13 protein-coding genes are annotated in these 14539 nt (G+C 62.6%); 8 read left to right on the top strand and 5 right to left on the bottom strand.

Annotation, left to right across the window (positions count from 1 at the left end; translation table 11 throughout):
- Positions 1 to 4: 4 nt before the first annotated feature.
- The 3 genes from recN (at position 5) to ligA (ending at position 4814) form a co-directional block, all read left to right on the top strand.
- The gene (recN, locus tag N2597_RS13345; protein WP_183597219.1) at positions 5 to 1678 is read left to right on the top strand and encodes a DNA repair protein RecN; all 1674 of its coding nucleotides are present in this window, start codon (positions 5 to 7) and stop codon (positions 1676 to 1678) included.
- Positions 1679 to 1765: 87 nt separating this feature from the next.
- Positions 1766 to 2293 (top strand): DUF6886 family protein, encoded by a 528-nt coding sequence (locus N2597_RS13340; protein WP_038692705.1) that lies wholly within the window; start codon positions 1766 to 1768, stop codon positions 2291 to 2293.
- A gap of 364 nt (positions 2294 to 2657) precedes the next feature.
- Positions 2658 to 4814 carry an NAD-dependent DNA ligase LigA gene (ligA, locus tag N2597_RS13335; protein ID WP_077993018.1) on the top strand — a complete coding sequence of 719 codons (2157 nt, stop codon included), beginning with the start codon at positions 2658 to 2660 and terminating at the stop codon, positions 4812 to 4814.
- 32 nt (positions 4815 to 4846) lie between these two features.
- On the opposite strand, the gene N2597_RS13330 is transcribed toward ligA, so the two are convergent.
- Positions 4847 to 5383: a GNAT family N-acetyltransferase gene (locus N2597_RS13330; RefSeq protein ID WP_077993015.1), complete on the bottom strand. Its 537-nt coding sequence runs from the start codon at positions 5381 to 5383 to the stop codon at positions 4847 to 4849.
- A gap of 281 nt (positions 5384 to 5664) precedes the next feature.
- On the opposite strand from N2597_RS13330, the gene N2597_RS13325 reads away from it, so the two are divergent.
- Positions 5665 to 6255 (top strand): 3'-5' exonuclease, encoded by a 591-nt coding sequence (locus N2597_RS13325; protein WP_183597221.1) that lies wholly within the window; start codon positions 5665 to 5667, stop codon positions 6253 to 6255.
- 107 nt (positions 6256 to 6362) lie between these two features.
- Positions 6363 to 6857: a CreA family protein gene (locus N2597_RS13320; RefSeq protein WP_077993011.1), complete on the top strand. Its 495-nt coding sequence runs from the start codon at positions 6363 to 6365 to the stop codon at positions 6855 to 6857.
- A gap of 293 nt (positions 6858 to 7150) precedes the next feature.
- Here the strand turns inward: N2597_RS13320 and N2597_RS13315 are convergent, their stop codons facing one another.
- Both N2597_RS13315 and N2597_RS13310 read right to left on the bottom strand, forming a co-directional pair.
- The gene (locus N2597_RS13315; RefSeq protein ID WP_004668786.1) at positions 7151 to 7618 is read right to left on the bottom strand and encodes a chemotaxis protein CheW; all 468 of its coding nucleotides are present in this window, start codon (positions 7616 to 7618) and stop codon (positions 7151 to 7153) included.
- A gap of 2 nt (positions 7619 to 7620) precedes the next feature.
- Positions 7621 to 9585 (bottom strand): methyl-accepting chemotaxis protein, encoded by a 1965-nt coding sequence (locus N2597_RS13310; RefSeq protein WP_183597222.1) that lies wholly within the window; start codon positions 9583 to 9585, stop codon positions 7621 to 7623.
- Positions 9586 to 9972: 387 nt separating this feature from the next.
- On the opposite strand from N2597_RS13310, the gene N2597_RS13305 reads away from it, so the two are divergent.
- A complete protein-coding gene (locus N2597_RS13305; RefSeq protein WP_077993009.1) occupies positions 9973 to 10575 on the top strand; it encodes an SCO family protein in 603 nt (200 codons plus the stop codon).
- 68 nt (positions 10576 to 10643) lie between these two features.
- Entirely contained in the window at positions 10644 to 11522 is an 879-nt protein-coding gene (locus N2597_RS13300; RefSeq protein WP_009996126.1) for a 50S ribosomal protein L11 methyltransferase, read from the top strand.
- 405 nt (positions 11523 to 11927) lie between these two features.
- On the opposite strand, the gene N2597_RS13295 is transcribed toward N2597_RS13300, so the two are convergent.
- The gene (locus N2597_RS13295; protein WP_009996123.1) at positions 11928 to 12101 is read right to left on the bottom strand and encodes a hypothetical protein; all 174 of its coding nucleotides are present in this window, start codon (positions 12099 to 12101) and stop codon (positions 11928 to 11930) included.
- Positions 12102 to 12379: 278 nt separating this feature from the next.
- Between N2597_RS13295 and N2597_RS13290 the strand changes: the two genes are divergently transcribed.
- Positions 12380 to 14215 carry an aminopeptidase P family protein gene (locus N2597_RS13290; protein ID WP_183597224.1) on the top strand — a complete coding sequence of 612 codons (1836 nt, stop codon included), beginning with the start codon at positions 12380 to 12382 and terminating at the stop codon, positions 14213 to 14215.
- An 18-nt stretch (positions 14216 to 14233) separates the two neighbouring features.
- Here the strand turns inward: N2597_RS13290 and N2597_RS13285 are convergent, their stop codons facing one another.
- Positions 14234 to 14539, bottom strand: a complete 306-nt coding sequence (locus N2597_RS13285; protein ID WP_183597226.1) for a branched-chain amino acid transport AzlD family protein — start codon at positions 14537 to 14539, stop codon at positions 14234 to 14236.

The following is a 14539-nucleotide window of genomic DNA, read 5'->3' as shown; positions in this document are numbered from 1 at the left end:
TCCAATGCTGATCCAGCTTTCGATCCGCGATATCGTCCTGATCGAGCGGCTGGATCTTGCCTTTGAGACCGGCCTTTCCGTGCTGACGGGCGAGACCGGGGCGGGCAAATCCATTCTGCTCGACAGTCTTTCGCTGGCGCTCGGCGGGCGCGGCGACGGTGGTCTGGTGCGCCATGGGGAGGACAAGGGCCAGGTGACGGCGGTGTTCGACGTCGGCATGGACCACGGCGCTCGCGCGCTGCTCAGAGAAAACGGCATCGACGACGAGGGCGACCTGATCTTCCGCCGCCAGCAATCGGCGGACGGGCGCACCAAGGCCTATGTCAACGACCAGCCGGTCAGCGTGCAGCTGATGCGCCAGGCCGGCCAGATGCTGGTCGAGATCCATGGCCAGCACGACGACCGCGCCCTTGTCGACACCAATGCCCACCGCACCCTGCTCGATGCCTTCGCCGGCTTGACCGACGAGGTTGCCGAGGTCGCCCGGCTCTATCGCCTGTGGCGCGACAGCGAGCGAACGCTGAAGAAACATCGCGAGAAGGTGGAAAGTGCGGCGCGTGAAGCCGACTATCTGCGTTCTTCCGTCGAGGAGCTTGAGAAGCTGTCGCCGCAGGACGGCGAAGAGGAGGAACTCGCCGATAGCAGGCAGAAGATGATGAAGGCCGAGCGGATCGCCGGCGATATCGCCGAAGCCTCCGAATTCCTGAACGGCAACGCCTCACCGGTGCCCCATATCGCCTCGCTGGTGCGCCGGCTGGAGCGCAAGAGCCATGAGGCGCCGGGACTGCTTGAAGACACGGTGACGCTGCTCGATGCCGCCCTCGATCAGCTCTCCAATGCCCAGATGGAGGTCGAGGCGGCGCTGCGCAAGACCGAATATGATCCGCGGGAGCTGGAGCGGGTAGAGGAACGGCTTTTCGCGCTGCGAGCCGCTTCGCGCAAATATTCCGTGCCGGTCACCGAGCTGCCGGCGCTTGCCGTTCGCATGATCGCCGATCTTGCCGATCTCGACGCGGGCGAGGAGAAGCTCGCGCGCCTCGAAGCCGAGGTCGGCCTAGCGCGGGAGAACTACGATACCGCCGCACGCGCACTCTCCGACAAGCGCCATCATGCCGGCACGGCGCTGGCCGCGGCCGTGATGGCCGAGCTGCCGGCACTGAAGCTCGAACGCGCCCGTTTCATGGTCGAGATCACCACCGATGCGCAGGAGGCGCTGGCCGAAGGTATCGATGTCGTCGAGTTCCATGTGCAGACCAATCCGGGCACGCGGCCGGGCTCAATCATGAAGGTCGCTTCCGGGGGCGAGCTGTCGCGTTTCCTGCTGGCGCTGAAGGTGGCGCTCGCCGATCGTGGGTCGGCGCCGACGCTCGTCTTCGACGAAATCGATACCGGTGTGGGCGGCGCCGTGGCCGATGCGATCGGCCAGCGTCTGAAGCGCCTTTCCGATCGGGTGCAGGTGCTGTCGGTAACGCATGCGCCGCAGGTTGCGGCGCGGGCGGCGACTCATCTGCTGATCTCCAAGGGGCCGACCAACGACGGTTCGGAAAAGATCGCCACGCGCGTGGCGACGATGGCTCAGACGGACCGCACCGAGGAGATCGCCCGCATGCTGGCCGGCGCTTCGGTAACCGAAGAGGCGAGGGCGGCCGCCAAGCGGCTGCTGGCCGGCAACGGCTGATTGCCTAACCCGATTTAAGGCCGTAGCGTGACAAGCACGGCGCTTCACGCTATGCGCATCTTCCCGATCAGACGCGATCCGTTTTCCATGCGCCTTTTCCATTTCAGCGATGATCCCGATATCGCGGTGTTCGAGCCGCGCCCTGTTCTCATTCCCTCGGTTCGCCCGGTTGGCCGGGAATGGCTGAACGGCCCGCTCGTCTGGGCGATCGATGATGATCATGCTTTCATGTATCTCTTTCCGCGAGACTGCCCGCGTATCCTACTGTGGGGGACGCCGGATACGCCGGAGGCCGAACGGCGGCGCTGGCTCGGTGATTGGCGCGCCGTCGCCTTCGTCGAGCGTCGTTGGTTGGACAGGCTCGAGGCGGAGACGATCCACCGCTATGAAATGACGTCCGACGGCTTCGAAGAGCTTAAGGATGCAGGCATGTGGGTGTCCAGCAGACGCGTCGTTCCCGTCAAGCGGACCGCCATGTCTCGGCTCGACCAGGAGTTTGCGCCACGCAAGGTGGATCTCCGGGCAGTCGATAGCCTGCGGCCGTTGAAAGACCTCTGGAACACCGGCCTGCATGTCAGCGGCATTCGACTGCGCAATGCGAGAGACTGGGAATAGGCCGGCGAGGCGGCGAGCTGTTGTGTTTCCTGCTGGCGCTGAAGGCCGTGACAAGCGTCCCAGAGGTATGAATTTGGCGCGAACGCTGACCCGATCGCCCTCATCCCTGTGCTCGTCACAGGGATCCAGAGCGCCCAAGTCGTTGGGCGCGAGAGACTTCTTACCTGTGTGAGAGTCATTCACGGCGCAGACGCGCCGTGGCTGGATCCCTGTGACGAGCACTGGGATGAGGGCGGAGTGGTGGGCGGCCCTGTCCGATAGCGGGCCATCCGGCATGCAGCCTATTCGGTCTCTCTTTTCATCCGGAAATTTTGCTCTAAAAACAATCCAGATTTTCTGGCCAGATTCCCTGGAGTGATGTCCGATGTCCACCGAAGGTTCCGCCGTCGACACGTTGACGATCGAAGAGGCTGCCGCCGAGCTCGAGCGGCTGGCCAAGGAGATCGCGCATCATGATGCGCTCTACCACGGCAAGGACCAGCCGGAGATATCGGATGCCGATTACGACGCGCTGAAGCGCCGCAACGATGCGCTGGAGGCGCGGTTTCCCGAGCTGATCCGCGAGGACAGCCCGTCGCGGCATGTCGGTGCCGCTCCTTCCGTCACCTTCTCGCCGGTCACTCACGCGCGGCCGATGCTGTCGCTCGACAACACGTTTTCGCAGGAGGACGTGCAGGATTTCGTCGCCGGCGTCTATCGCTTCCTCGGCCGGCTGCCGGACCAGTCGATCGCCTTTACCGCCGAACCGAAGATCGATGGTCTGTCGATGTCGATTCGCTACGAGAACGGCAGGCTGGTAACCGCCGCCACGCGCGGCGACGGCACGACGGGGGAGAACGTCACCGCCAACATCCGGACGATCGCCGAGATCCCCAACGAGCTGCCGAAGGGCGTTCCCGCCGTGGTCGAAATCCGTGGCGAGGTCTACATGGCCAAGAGCGACTTCCTGGCGCTGAACCGGCAGATGGAGGCGGAGGGTAAGCAGACCTACGTCAATCCGCGCAATACGGCCGCCGGATCGCTCCGCCAGCTCGACGCCAAGGTGACGGCGAGCCGCAAGCTGAAATTTTTTGCCTATGCCTGGGGCGAGATGTCGGAGATGCCTGAAGATACGCAGTTCGGCATGGTGCAGACCTTCAAGGACTGGGGCTTTCCTGTCAATCCGCTGATGAAGCGGCTGAATTCGGTCGCCGACATTCTGGCACATTATGACGAGATCGGCCTTGAGCGCCCGGATCTCGACTACGACATCGACGGCGTCGTCTATAAAGTCGACAGCCTCGAATTACAGCGGCGCCTCGGCTTCCGCTCGCGGTCGCCGCGCTGGGCAACGGCGCACAAGTTTCCGGCCGAGCAGGCCTTCACCGAGGTCGAGAAGATCGAGATCCAGGTCGGCCGCACCGGCGCGCTGACGCCGGTGGCGCGGCTGAAGCCGATCACGGTCGGCGGCGTCGTCGTCACCAATGCGACGCTGCACAATGAGGATTACATCAAGGGCATCGGCAATAGCGGCGAGCGTATCCGGCCGGAGGAGCACGATATTCGCGAGGGCGATACGGTGATCGTCCAGCGTGCCGGCGACGTCATTCCGCAGATCCTCGACGTGGTGATGGAAAAACGCGCGGCCGACGCCCGCTCATACGAGTTTCCGAAGACCTGCCCGGTCTGCGGCTCGCATGCCGTGCGCGAGGTCAACGAGAAGACCGGCAAGATGGATTCGGTGCGCCGCTGCACCGGCGGCTTCATCTGCCGGGCGCAGGCGACGGAACATCTGAAGCACTTCGTCTCCCGTAACGCCTTCGATATCGAGGGGCTCGGGTCGAAGCAGATCGACTTCTTCTTCGAACACGAGGACGCGTCGCTGCAGATCCGCACCGCGCCCGAGATCTTCACGCTGGAGAAGCGCCAGCAGCAATCGCTGACCAAGCTGGAGAATATCGACGGCTTCGGCAAGGTCAGCGTCGGCAAGCTCTATGCCGCGATCAACGAACGGCGCAGCATCGCGCTTCACCGCTTCATCTATGCGCTCGGCATCCGTCATGTCGGCGAGACCACGGCGAAGCTGCTGGCGCGCTCCTACGGCACCTATGAAGCATTTGCCACGGCGATGAGGGAAGCAGCACCGCTGTCCGGCGACGCCTGGAACGATCTCAACGCCATCGAGGGCATCGGCGAGGTCGTGGCGCGCGCCATGGTCGAGTTCTACAAGGAGCCGCTCAATATCGAGGTGATTACCCGCCTGCTTGATGAGGTGACGCCACAGGAGGCCGAACAGCCGGTGACGGCGGGAAGTCCGGTCGCCGGCAAAACGGTAGTCTTTACCGGTTCGCTGGAAAAATTCACGCGTGACGAGGCGAAGGCGAGGGCGGAAAGCCTCGGCGCCAAGGTGGCGGGATCGGTGTCGAAGAAGACCGACATCGTCGTCGCCGGCCCCGGCGCCGGCTCCAAGCTCGACAAGGCGCGCGAACTCGGCGTGCAGACGATGGACGAGGACGAATGGCTGGCGCTGATCAGCGGGTGAGAGGCTGACGGCGGGCCGTCAGCCTCGTCCGTTCAAGGTCTCAACCGCGCCATTGTATAGGCGTCGACATACTCTCCCGATCGAAAGCCGAAGGCCTTCAGCAGGCCTTCCCGTTCGAAGCCGAATTTCTCATAGAGGCTGATCGCGGCGTCGTTGTCGGTATAGACGGTCAGTTCCAGCCGCTTGACGTCAAGCCAGTCGTCGGCGGCCTCGACCATCGCACCGAGCAGGATGCGTCCGAAGCCGCGGCCGGTGAAATCGTCATGCACGCCCATGCCGACGCTGGCGACGTGCTGCCGGCGGCCGCCGAGACGGTTGAGGCCGCAATTGCCGACGATCTTGCCGTTCAGCGTGACGACGAGATTGAGCGCGCCCGGCGAGGGATTTTCCATGCGCTTGCGAACCTCTTCGACCCTTTGGTAGGGCGGCCGCAACGTGCCGGCGCGGTAGCCCGGCAAATTCATGAGATCGGTGAGTTCTTCCGCATCGGAAAGGCGGACTGAACGCACCAGGATGCCCTCCGGCAAGCGCGCTCGGCGGCTCGGTCCATTCTCTTCATTTTCGGACATTGGATGCTCTCCTTGGGGTTCAAGAGGAGAGCCGGTTTCCGAAAACCCTGCTCGCCTCGGCAGGGTTTCGGGGTGATCGGATCGCTGTTAACGCGCCATTGCTCCCGCATACCCTTCAAGGGTCGTGGTGTGATGGATAAGCGCTGCCATGGTCACGGAACCGATCATGAGTAGCAATTTTGGATATCTGTCGCGAAATGTCAACCGGCGCGCGTGGGCAATTTGCGCGGCCGCAAGCCGGACGCTATTCCTGTGGCAGGTGAAACGATTCGGACGCGGCATTGAAGACCATTGCGATTGATTTCGAGACGGCGAACGAGCAGCGCGGCAGCGCCTGTTCCGTCGGCCTTGCCTGGATCGAAGAGGGCAGGGTGACGCGCGTCGAGGAACGGCTGATCCGGCCGCGGGAGATGCGCTTTTCCGGGATGAACATCGCCATTCACGGCATCCGGCCGGAAGATGTCGAGGATGCGCCGGAGTTTCCCGAGGTGATGGATGAGTTCCATGACGATTTCAGGGGCGCGACGATGATTGCGCATAATGCCGCCTTCGATTTCAGCGTCTGGCGGGCGAGCCTCGATCTCTACCGGCAGTCCTATCCCGAACTGACCTACCTCTGCAGCCTGAAGATGGCGCAGCGGATCTGGCCGCATTTTCTCTCGCACCGGCTGAACCTGATTGCCGAGCATCTCGGCCTGCGCTTCATGCACCACAACGCCGCCGAGGATGCCGCGGTCTGCGCGGCAGCGGCGATCGAGATGGCCAAGGCAGTCAAGGCGAAAGCCGTCGAGGCGATCCCGGCACTGATCGGCATGACGCCGGGGCGGCTGATGGCGCGCGGCTATGCCCCCTGCACTTGCCGAAAGGCCTGAGCGGTTTCTTGCAAAGCAGGGGCGCGTGCTTATCTAGAAGGCGCCGATCAAGCGATAGAGCGCCTTTGGCGCGTCCCGTCGGACGCGCGGCGCTCCAGGGAGCTGCCATGTCCAAGCCGCGCAACCTTTTCTTTGCTGCCCTCTCTCTTTTCGCGCTTTCAGCGGGCGCCGTCTCGGCCGAAGTAGTCGGTAAGGTCGGGGTTGACTGGATCGGCAACGACATCATCGTCGAGGCAGTCTCCGATCCCGAGGTCAAGGGGGTCACCTGCCATGTCACGTATTTCGACCGCAGCCTGATCGACAGGTTCAAGAAAGGCAACTGGTTCGAAGATCCGTCTAACAATTCCATTGCCTGCCGGCAGACCGGACCGATCGAGGTCGGCAATATCGACGTGTCCAAAGACGGCAGCGAAGTGTTCCGCCAAGGCATGTCGCTGATCTGGAAGACGCTGGTCGTCAACCGCATCTATGACAAGGCGAACGACACGCTGATCTACCTCGCCCATTCCAGGGAGCTGACGGATGGCTCGGCGAAGATGTCGATTTCGACGATTCCGCTCTACGGGCAGAACGTCACCTGGAAGAATGGGAAGCCGCAATAAGGCGAGGGTAGCGTTCGATTTCGGGGCAGTGCATTGCTTCCTCCTCGCCCTCATTCCTGTGCCTGTCACAGGAATCCAGCGCGCCCAAGTCCTTGGGCGCAAGAGACTCTTCTATCTGCTGCAAGTGAGGTCATTCACCGCGCGGACGCGCGGTGGCTGGATCTCTGTGACGAGCACAGAGATGAGGGAGGATGGGCCGTGCCATGGCTCTGAAGAGATTGGTGGCAAGTCGGTCTTTTCAAACAAAAAGGCCCGGACGAGCCGGGCCTTCGCATTCCGTTCAGCGATAAATTTCAAGCCGCCTGATTCAGCTCGTCGGCAATCACGGTATCGAGGTTGAGGAAGCAGACCATGGTCTTCTCAAGCGCGACGATGCCGCGGCAGAAGGCGCGCTGGGCTTCCGGGATGATTTCCGGCGGCGGCTGCAGGTCTTCGCTCTTGATGGTCATCATGTCGGAAACCTGCTCGACCAGCAGCCCCACCAGCTTGCCGGCGATGTCGGTGACGATGATTGCCGAGCGCTCCGAAGGTTCGGTCATCTTCATGCCAAGGCGGCAGGCCATGTCGATGACCGGGATCACCGCGCCGCGCAGGTTGATGAGGCCCAGCACGTAAGGCGGAGTATGCGGCATCGGCGTCACCGGTGCCCAGCCGCGGATTTCGCGGATGGCCATGATGTCGATGCAGAATTCCTGGTCGCCCAGATGGAACGAAACGATTTCGAGATAAGCGCCCGACTGTTTGATGGCGTTGTTGTTCATGGTCAGAATTCTTCCCAGTTGTCCCCGGCGGGTGAGGCGATGACTTTGGCAGCAGAGCCGCCGTTGAATGCGCCCGCGACCTTGCCGATCAGGCTGCGCGCGGGAGAAGGTCTCGAATGCGAGGCGGCGGTTGCCTCTCGCGGCGTTTGCCGGGCGCTCATGCCCTCGCCGGTTTTGAACTGCTTGATCAGCTGCGTCAGGTTTTCCGCGTCGATGGCGAGCGTATGGCTTGCGGCGTTCGTCTCTTCCACCATGGCCGCGTTCTTCTGCGTGACCTGATCCATCTGGCTGATCGATGTGTTGATCTCGTTCAGTCCGACCGATTGTTCGCGCGCAGAGGTTACGATTGATTTAACATGTTCGTCGATGCGCAGAACATCTTCGCCGATCTGGCGAAGCGCTTCACCGGCGGCTGTTACCAGTTCGCCGCCGATCTTCACTTCCTCGCCGGATTTTCCGATCAAGGCCTTGATATCCTTGGCAGCACCCGCGGCGCGGCCGGCGAGTTCGCGCACTTCCTGGGCAACGACGGCGAAGCCCTTGCCGGCCTCACCGGCACGCGCCGCCTCGACGCCGGCGTTGAGCGCCAGCAGGTTCGTCTGGAAAGCGATTTCGTCGATGACGTTGATGATCTTGCCGATCTCACGGGAAGCACCTTCTATCCGTTCCATCGCGGCCATCGCATCGCCGACGACGATGTCCGATTTCGCCGTGTTCTGACGGGTATGCGAGACCATGTGGCCGACTTCCTCGGCGCGGTTGGTCGCATTGCGGACGGTGGCGGTGATCTGGTCGAGGGCGGCCGAGGTCTCTTCCAGCGAAGCGGCCTGCTGCTCGGTGCGCTTGGCAAGATCGTCGGCTGCGGCGCGCATCTGACGGCTGTTGGCTTCGATCGAGCTGCTGTTGAGGGCAATGTCGCTCATCGCCTTGCGCAGCGTCGCCGTCGTCTGATTGAAATCCAGGCGCAGACGCTCCAGCTCCTCGCGGAACGGCTGGTCGATCGTAACGGTAACGTCGCCGCCCGACAGACGGGTGAGGCCGGCGCCGAGCGCGGCGACGGCGGCGTTCAGGGCCTCGGCGTCGGCAAGCTTGGCGGCTTCGCGGGCGCGGTGCTCGGCGTCGCTGCGCTGCCTGTCGTTCTGGCTCTGCGCTTCGAGGTCGCGCTTTTCGATGGCGGCAAGGCGGAAGGCGTCGGCGGCGCGGGCCATGTCGCCGATCTCGTCGCCGCGGGCCTTTTCCGCAACGTTGCTGGTGAGATCGCCGCCTATGATGCGCCGCATGCTTTCGCTCACGGCTGTGATGCCGCGGCGGATCGATCCGCCATGGATATATTGCAGGACGCTCATGGTGAGGATGGCGAGGATGCCGAGTCCGATCTGCAGGAAGAGGGCACGTTGCGATATGGCATTGGCGGCCTGGACATGCTGATGGGCAAATACGGCACCATCGGCGGCAAGCTTGTCGAGCGTCTTCGTCAGCTCCTCGCCGGCGCCGTCGATCGTGTCGTCGATCTTGTCGAACGCCGCGTCGGGCGCACCTTGCTGGACCAGCGCGACGAGATCGGTCTGGATCGCCTTGTCCATCTCGGCGACGTCGGCGTCGTAGTTCTTCAGCAGGGCGCCGGCATTTATCTCGTCGGCCAGCAGACGTATGTCTTTCGAGCCGTTGGATAGGACGGCCAGAGAATCGGCAATCAGCTTGATACGCTCCGGCGCTACCGCCTTGTCATCCTTGTCGACGATGATGTCCATGGCGGCCAGCACCATCGTCAGGTTGGCAAGCCGCATGTCGTTGATACGGTCGACACTCGCCTGGATCTCGGTGGCGCGGCGCAGGCCGGCGTCGATGCGCGTGTTTTCGTACCAGCCGACGGCGAGCATCGTTCCGAAACCCACAAAAGCGGCGCCGCCGAGCGTCCAGAGCCGCTGGCTGACCGACAGGCTCTTGCGCACTGCTGAATTCGTCATGAAAAGACCCTTCCACAAACCGCTCGGGTTTATGCTTTTCTACCCTCATGCGGATGTCCGGGGTTTTCGCCACGCGGCAGACTTCATGTCAGAACGGCTCGATGGGGCCGCACGCAATGTTAAATATAGATAGGACGGCTTAAGTCTTTCCTAACGATGTTTATCTTGAGATCGCTGATAGGCCTCCGCGGCAAGCCATTAAAAGCATGTGATTTTTTGCTCCATCTCCGGGACTGATCGATGGATAGCCCGTTGCCGGCGGGCTTGGTCGGTGAGACAATTCATCACGGGTCAGAAAACATAATGTTGAATTGCGCCCGTCTGGTCGGGACTATATCAGCGGGCAAGAGCAGCCGGACATATTCGGCCCGGACGAGGACAGTGCCAATGAAGACATTCCGCATCGCCATCTGGGTCGGCGTCCTGATACTGGCCGGGATTCTCGGTTGGGTCACACTCAATCTCGACACATCGAAAGACGTGGTGGCGGAAGCTCCCTATGGCGTGCCTTTCACGCTCGTCTCCCAAAGCGGACAGCCGATCACCGAGCAGGCGCTGCGCGGCAAGCCGACGGCGCTGTTCTTCGGCTTCACCCATTGCCCCGAAGTTTGCCCGACGACGCTGTACGAGTTGAACGGCTGGATGGAGAAGGTCGATCCGGACGGAACCAAGCTGCAGGCCTATTTCGTGACCGTCGATCCCGAGCGCGACACGCCCGAAGTTATCAATCAATATGTCTCCAATGTTTCCAAGCGCATCATCGGCATTTCCGGTCCGCCGGATAAGGTCACCGAGGTCATCAAAGGTTTCCGCATTTACGCCAAGAAGGTGCCTGTCGACGATAAGGATCCGAACGGCGACTATACGATGGATCATTATGCCTCGGTTTTCCTTCTTGATTCGGCTGGACGATTTGCGGGGACGATCGCCTATGGCGAAAACCCGGACACGGCGGTAAAGAAGCTGGAGAATCTCGTCAGCAAAGGGTGACAGCTTCAGCGTGATAGGGCGCTGGCTCGACCGGTGGCGGGCAACGGAAACGGGAAAGACCGCCTAACGTGAGTGAAATCCGCCTCTACGTGTCGACGACCGAAAGCCAGGCCGAATCGATCCTCGACCTCCTGAGCGAAGTCTTCGGCGAAGAAGACTTTGCCATCGGCACCACTGAAATCGATGAGAAGAAGGATATTTGGGAGGCCTCGGTCTACATGATGACCGAGGACGAGGCGGACGTGCGCTCTCGCATCGAAGCGGCGCTGCAAAGCGCCTTTCCCGATGCTCAGCTGCTGCGGGAGGTCATCCCCGACGTTGATTGGGTGGTGAGATCGCTGGAAGGACTGAAGCCGGTCAGGGCAGGGCGTTTTCTAGTGCATGGCTCGCATGACCGCGACAAGGTCCGCCCCGGCGACATCGCCATCGAGATCGATGCCGGCCAGGCCTTCGGCACCGGCCATCACGGCACGACGGCCGGCTGCCTCGAAGTGATCGATCGTGTGGTGCGATCCCGCCGCGTCCGCAACGCGCTCGATCTCGGCACCGGCAGCGGTGTGCTGGCGATTGCGGTGCGTAAGCTCAAGAACATACCGGTACTGGCCACCGACATCGACCCAATTGCAACGCGGGTGGCGGCCGAAAACGTTCGCCGCAACGGCATCGCCTCGGGCATCGTCACCAGAACCGCGCCGGGTTTTCATTCCACGGCCTTTTCCGAGCATGGTCCGTTCGATCTCATCATCGCCAACATCCTCGCCCGGCCGCTGATCCGCATGGCGCCGCAGCTTGCCGCCCATCTTGCGCCGGGCGGTTCGGTGATTCTTTCGGGGATTTTGGCTGCGCAGCGATGGAAGGTGATTGCCGCCTATAGCGGCGCGAGGCTCCGGCACGTCAGGACGATCTGGCGGAACGGCTGGGTGACGATCCATTTAGACCGGCCGTGAGTTTTTGGGCTGGGTCTGCAGTCCGCTTGTTGAGGCGCGGCGTCTTCTCCCCACCCTCATTCCTGTGCTCGTCACAGGAATCCAGCCACGGCGCGTCCGCGCCGTGAAAGACTCCATCAGACCTTGAAGAGTCTCCTGCGCCCAAGGACTTGGGCGCGCTGGATCCCTGTGACGAGCACAGGGATGAGGGAGGAGAGGTTGTGCATCTCGCCGATGCGAAACCGCTCTGCGCTACCCCGAAAATAGCAGAACTTGCCCAGCACAACAAAAAAGGCGGCGCCAGTGGCACCGCCTTGGACCGGTCTATCCGGTCAATGCCCGCGAGCTCGAAGGAGGAGGAGCGCTCGAGCGGGCTCTACTGCATTCCAATAGGCCGGTCCGGGGAGGAGACGACGGCTTTCAGGTTCAGAACGCGTAGCTTGTGGCGCCCTGGTGGCGCGTGACGCGCTGGCCGGCACCGAGCAGCTTGAGGCTATCCTCGTTCTGCGGGCGGCGGGCGCCGATCACGTGACGCACGGTCTGGCGTTCGCCAGCCTGCACCGGGCTGCTGTATGCGAAGCGCGAGAGAGAGGCGGTCATTTCAAAAAATCCTTTGTTTGCTGGTTCGTCCGAACCGTTCGATGGCGTCTATATAGCTATTCTGAAATGCGGAGGCAGAGGGTTTTGCTCATGGGAGCCATGCGGCCAATGCAATGCGCGTGCCAAATTGACTTTTGTCGTCACAGTTCTGTCAAAATGCTGAGCGGGCTCGACGCTTTCGACTCGTTTCGTCGCTTTTTCTCCCCATCGATTGAAATTTCGCTAACATGGCCGCCATCCCATTAACCGGATTCGTCTCAAACATTCGGGTTTTCAGCATGTTTCAGTCCTTCGACGTCACCTCCACGCCGCATTTCGGCAGGGAACGGGTATCGGCACTGCGCGCGACTTTCGATTCGCTGGGCATCGACGCCTTCCTCGTGCCGCGCGCCGATGAATTCAACGGCGAATATGTTCCAGCATGCTCGGAGCGGCTGGCATGGCTGACGGGCTTTACCGGTTCGGCGGGCGTTGCGCTCATCCTGCGTGCGCAGGCGATCGTCTTCGTCGACGGGCGCTATGTGACGCAGCTTGCCGAACAGGTCGACCGCACGGTGTTTTCAGGCGGCGATCTGGTCAACGAGCCGCCGCATGTCTGGCTTGCCGCAAATGGCGCCAAGGGTCTCAAACTCGGCATCGATCCCTGGCTGCATTCCGGCGCCGAGGTTCGCCGTCTGGAAAAGGCGCTTGCGGAGATCGGCGGCACACTCACCTTCCTGCCGCACAACCCGCTCGACAGGCTCTGGAACGACCGGCCGGCCGAGCCGCTCGGCGCCGTGACCATCCAGAATGTCGCCCAGGCCGGCGTGCTGGCGAGCGACAAGATCGCGACGATCGCCGCCAATCTTACGAAGAAGAACCTCGCTGCGGTGCTGATTGCCGATCCCTCGTCGGTCGCCTGGATCTTCAACATCCGTGGCGCCGACGTGCCGCACACGCCGCATCCGCTGGCGCGCGCCATCATCCTTGCCGACGGGCGGGCCGAGCTCTTCCTTGACAAGCGCAAGACCGGCATCGAACCGGAGGCCTATCTTGGGCAGATCTGCACCCAGCTGCCGCCTTTGGCGCTGGAAGAGCGGCTTGTCGCTGTTTCGAGGGATGGCGGCCGCGTGCTGATCGATCCCGATATCGCTTCCTATGCCCTCGCCGAGATCATCCGCAAGGCGGGCGGCGAGGCGGTGGAAGGGGCCGATCCCGCCAAGCTGCCGCGGGCGGTAAAGAACGACGTCGAAATCAACGGCTCGGCCGCCGCGCATCTGCAGGATGGGGCGGCAATGGTGGAATTCCTCTACTGGCTGTCGCAGGAAAAACCCGGCACGGTCAGCGAGATCGCCGCTGCCGAACGGCTCGAAGCGGCGCGTGCCCGCGTCGGCCAGAACATGCAGAACCCGCTGAAGGACATTTCCTTCGATACGATATCGGGCGCCGGCGAACATGCGGCGATCATGCATTACCGCGTGACGACCGAGACCGACCGGATGATCGAGGCCGGCGAACTCTTCCTGATCGATTCCGGCGCGCAATATATCAACGGCACAACCGACATCACCCGCACCGTCGGCATAGGCGCGGTTTCGGAGGAGCATCGCCGCTTCTTCACGCTGGTGCTGAAGGGCATGATCCAGATCAGCACGGCGCGTTTTCCTAGGGGTACGCGCGGCTGCGACCTCGATCCGCTGGCCCGTATCGCGCTGTGGCGGGCGGGGGCCGATTTCGCCCATGGTACGGGCCACGGCGTCGGCTCCTATCTCTCGGTGCATGAGGGGCCGCAGCGCATCTCCAGGCTTTCGACGCAGGAGCTGCTGCCCGGCATGATCCTTTCGAACGAACCGGGTTATTACCGGCCCGGCAGCTTCGGCATCCGCATCGAAAACCTGATCTATGTGCGCGGGGCCGAGGAGATCGAGGGCGGCGATATGGCCATGCTCGGCTTCGAAACGCTGACCTTCTGCCCGATCGACCGCAGCCTCGTCATCCCCGAGCTGCTGACCCATGACGAGCTGCACTGGTTCAACGACTATCACCGCCGCACGCGCGAGGCGCTGATGCCGCTGATCCACGATCACGACGTCAGGGCGTGGCTCGAAAACGCGACGCTGCCGCTGGAATATTAGGGGGCCATGCCGGCGGCGCTAAACGCCGGCATGGCGCCAGATCATCACGACGACCCAGGCGGCGACCAGCATCCAGCTATGGGAGACGCGCAGGCCGACGAAGAGGGCGACGATCAGCGCCAGCTTCGCCTCCCAGCCGCCGATGAAGAAGGCGGGAGCCACCAGCGTCGTCAGCACGGCCGCCGGGACGGCATTCAGCGCCGCCTCCATGCGCGGCGGAATGCTCTTCATCCGGGTGATAAGGACATAGCCGCCGATGCGGGTGGCGAAGGTGGCGGCAGCGGCGGCGAGGATGACGAGCGCCATGTGAAGATCGAATTCCAT

Source organism: Rhizobium sophoriradicis, from assembly GCF_025200795.1.
In the GTDB taxonomy this organism is placed as follows: Bacteria; Pseudomonadota; Alphaproteobacteria; order Rhizobiales; family Rhizobiaceae; genus Rhizobium; species Rhizobium sophoriradicis.
The sequence above is the reverse complement of the archived record's forward strand: the minus strand, read 5'-3'. Positions and strand labels throughout refer to the sequence as shown.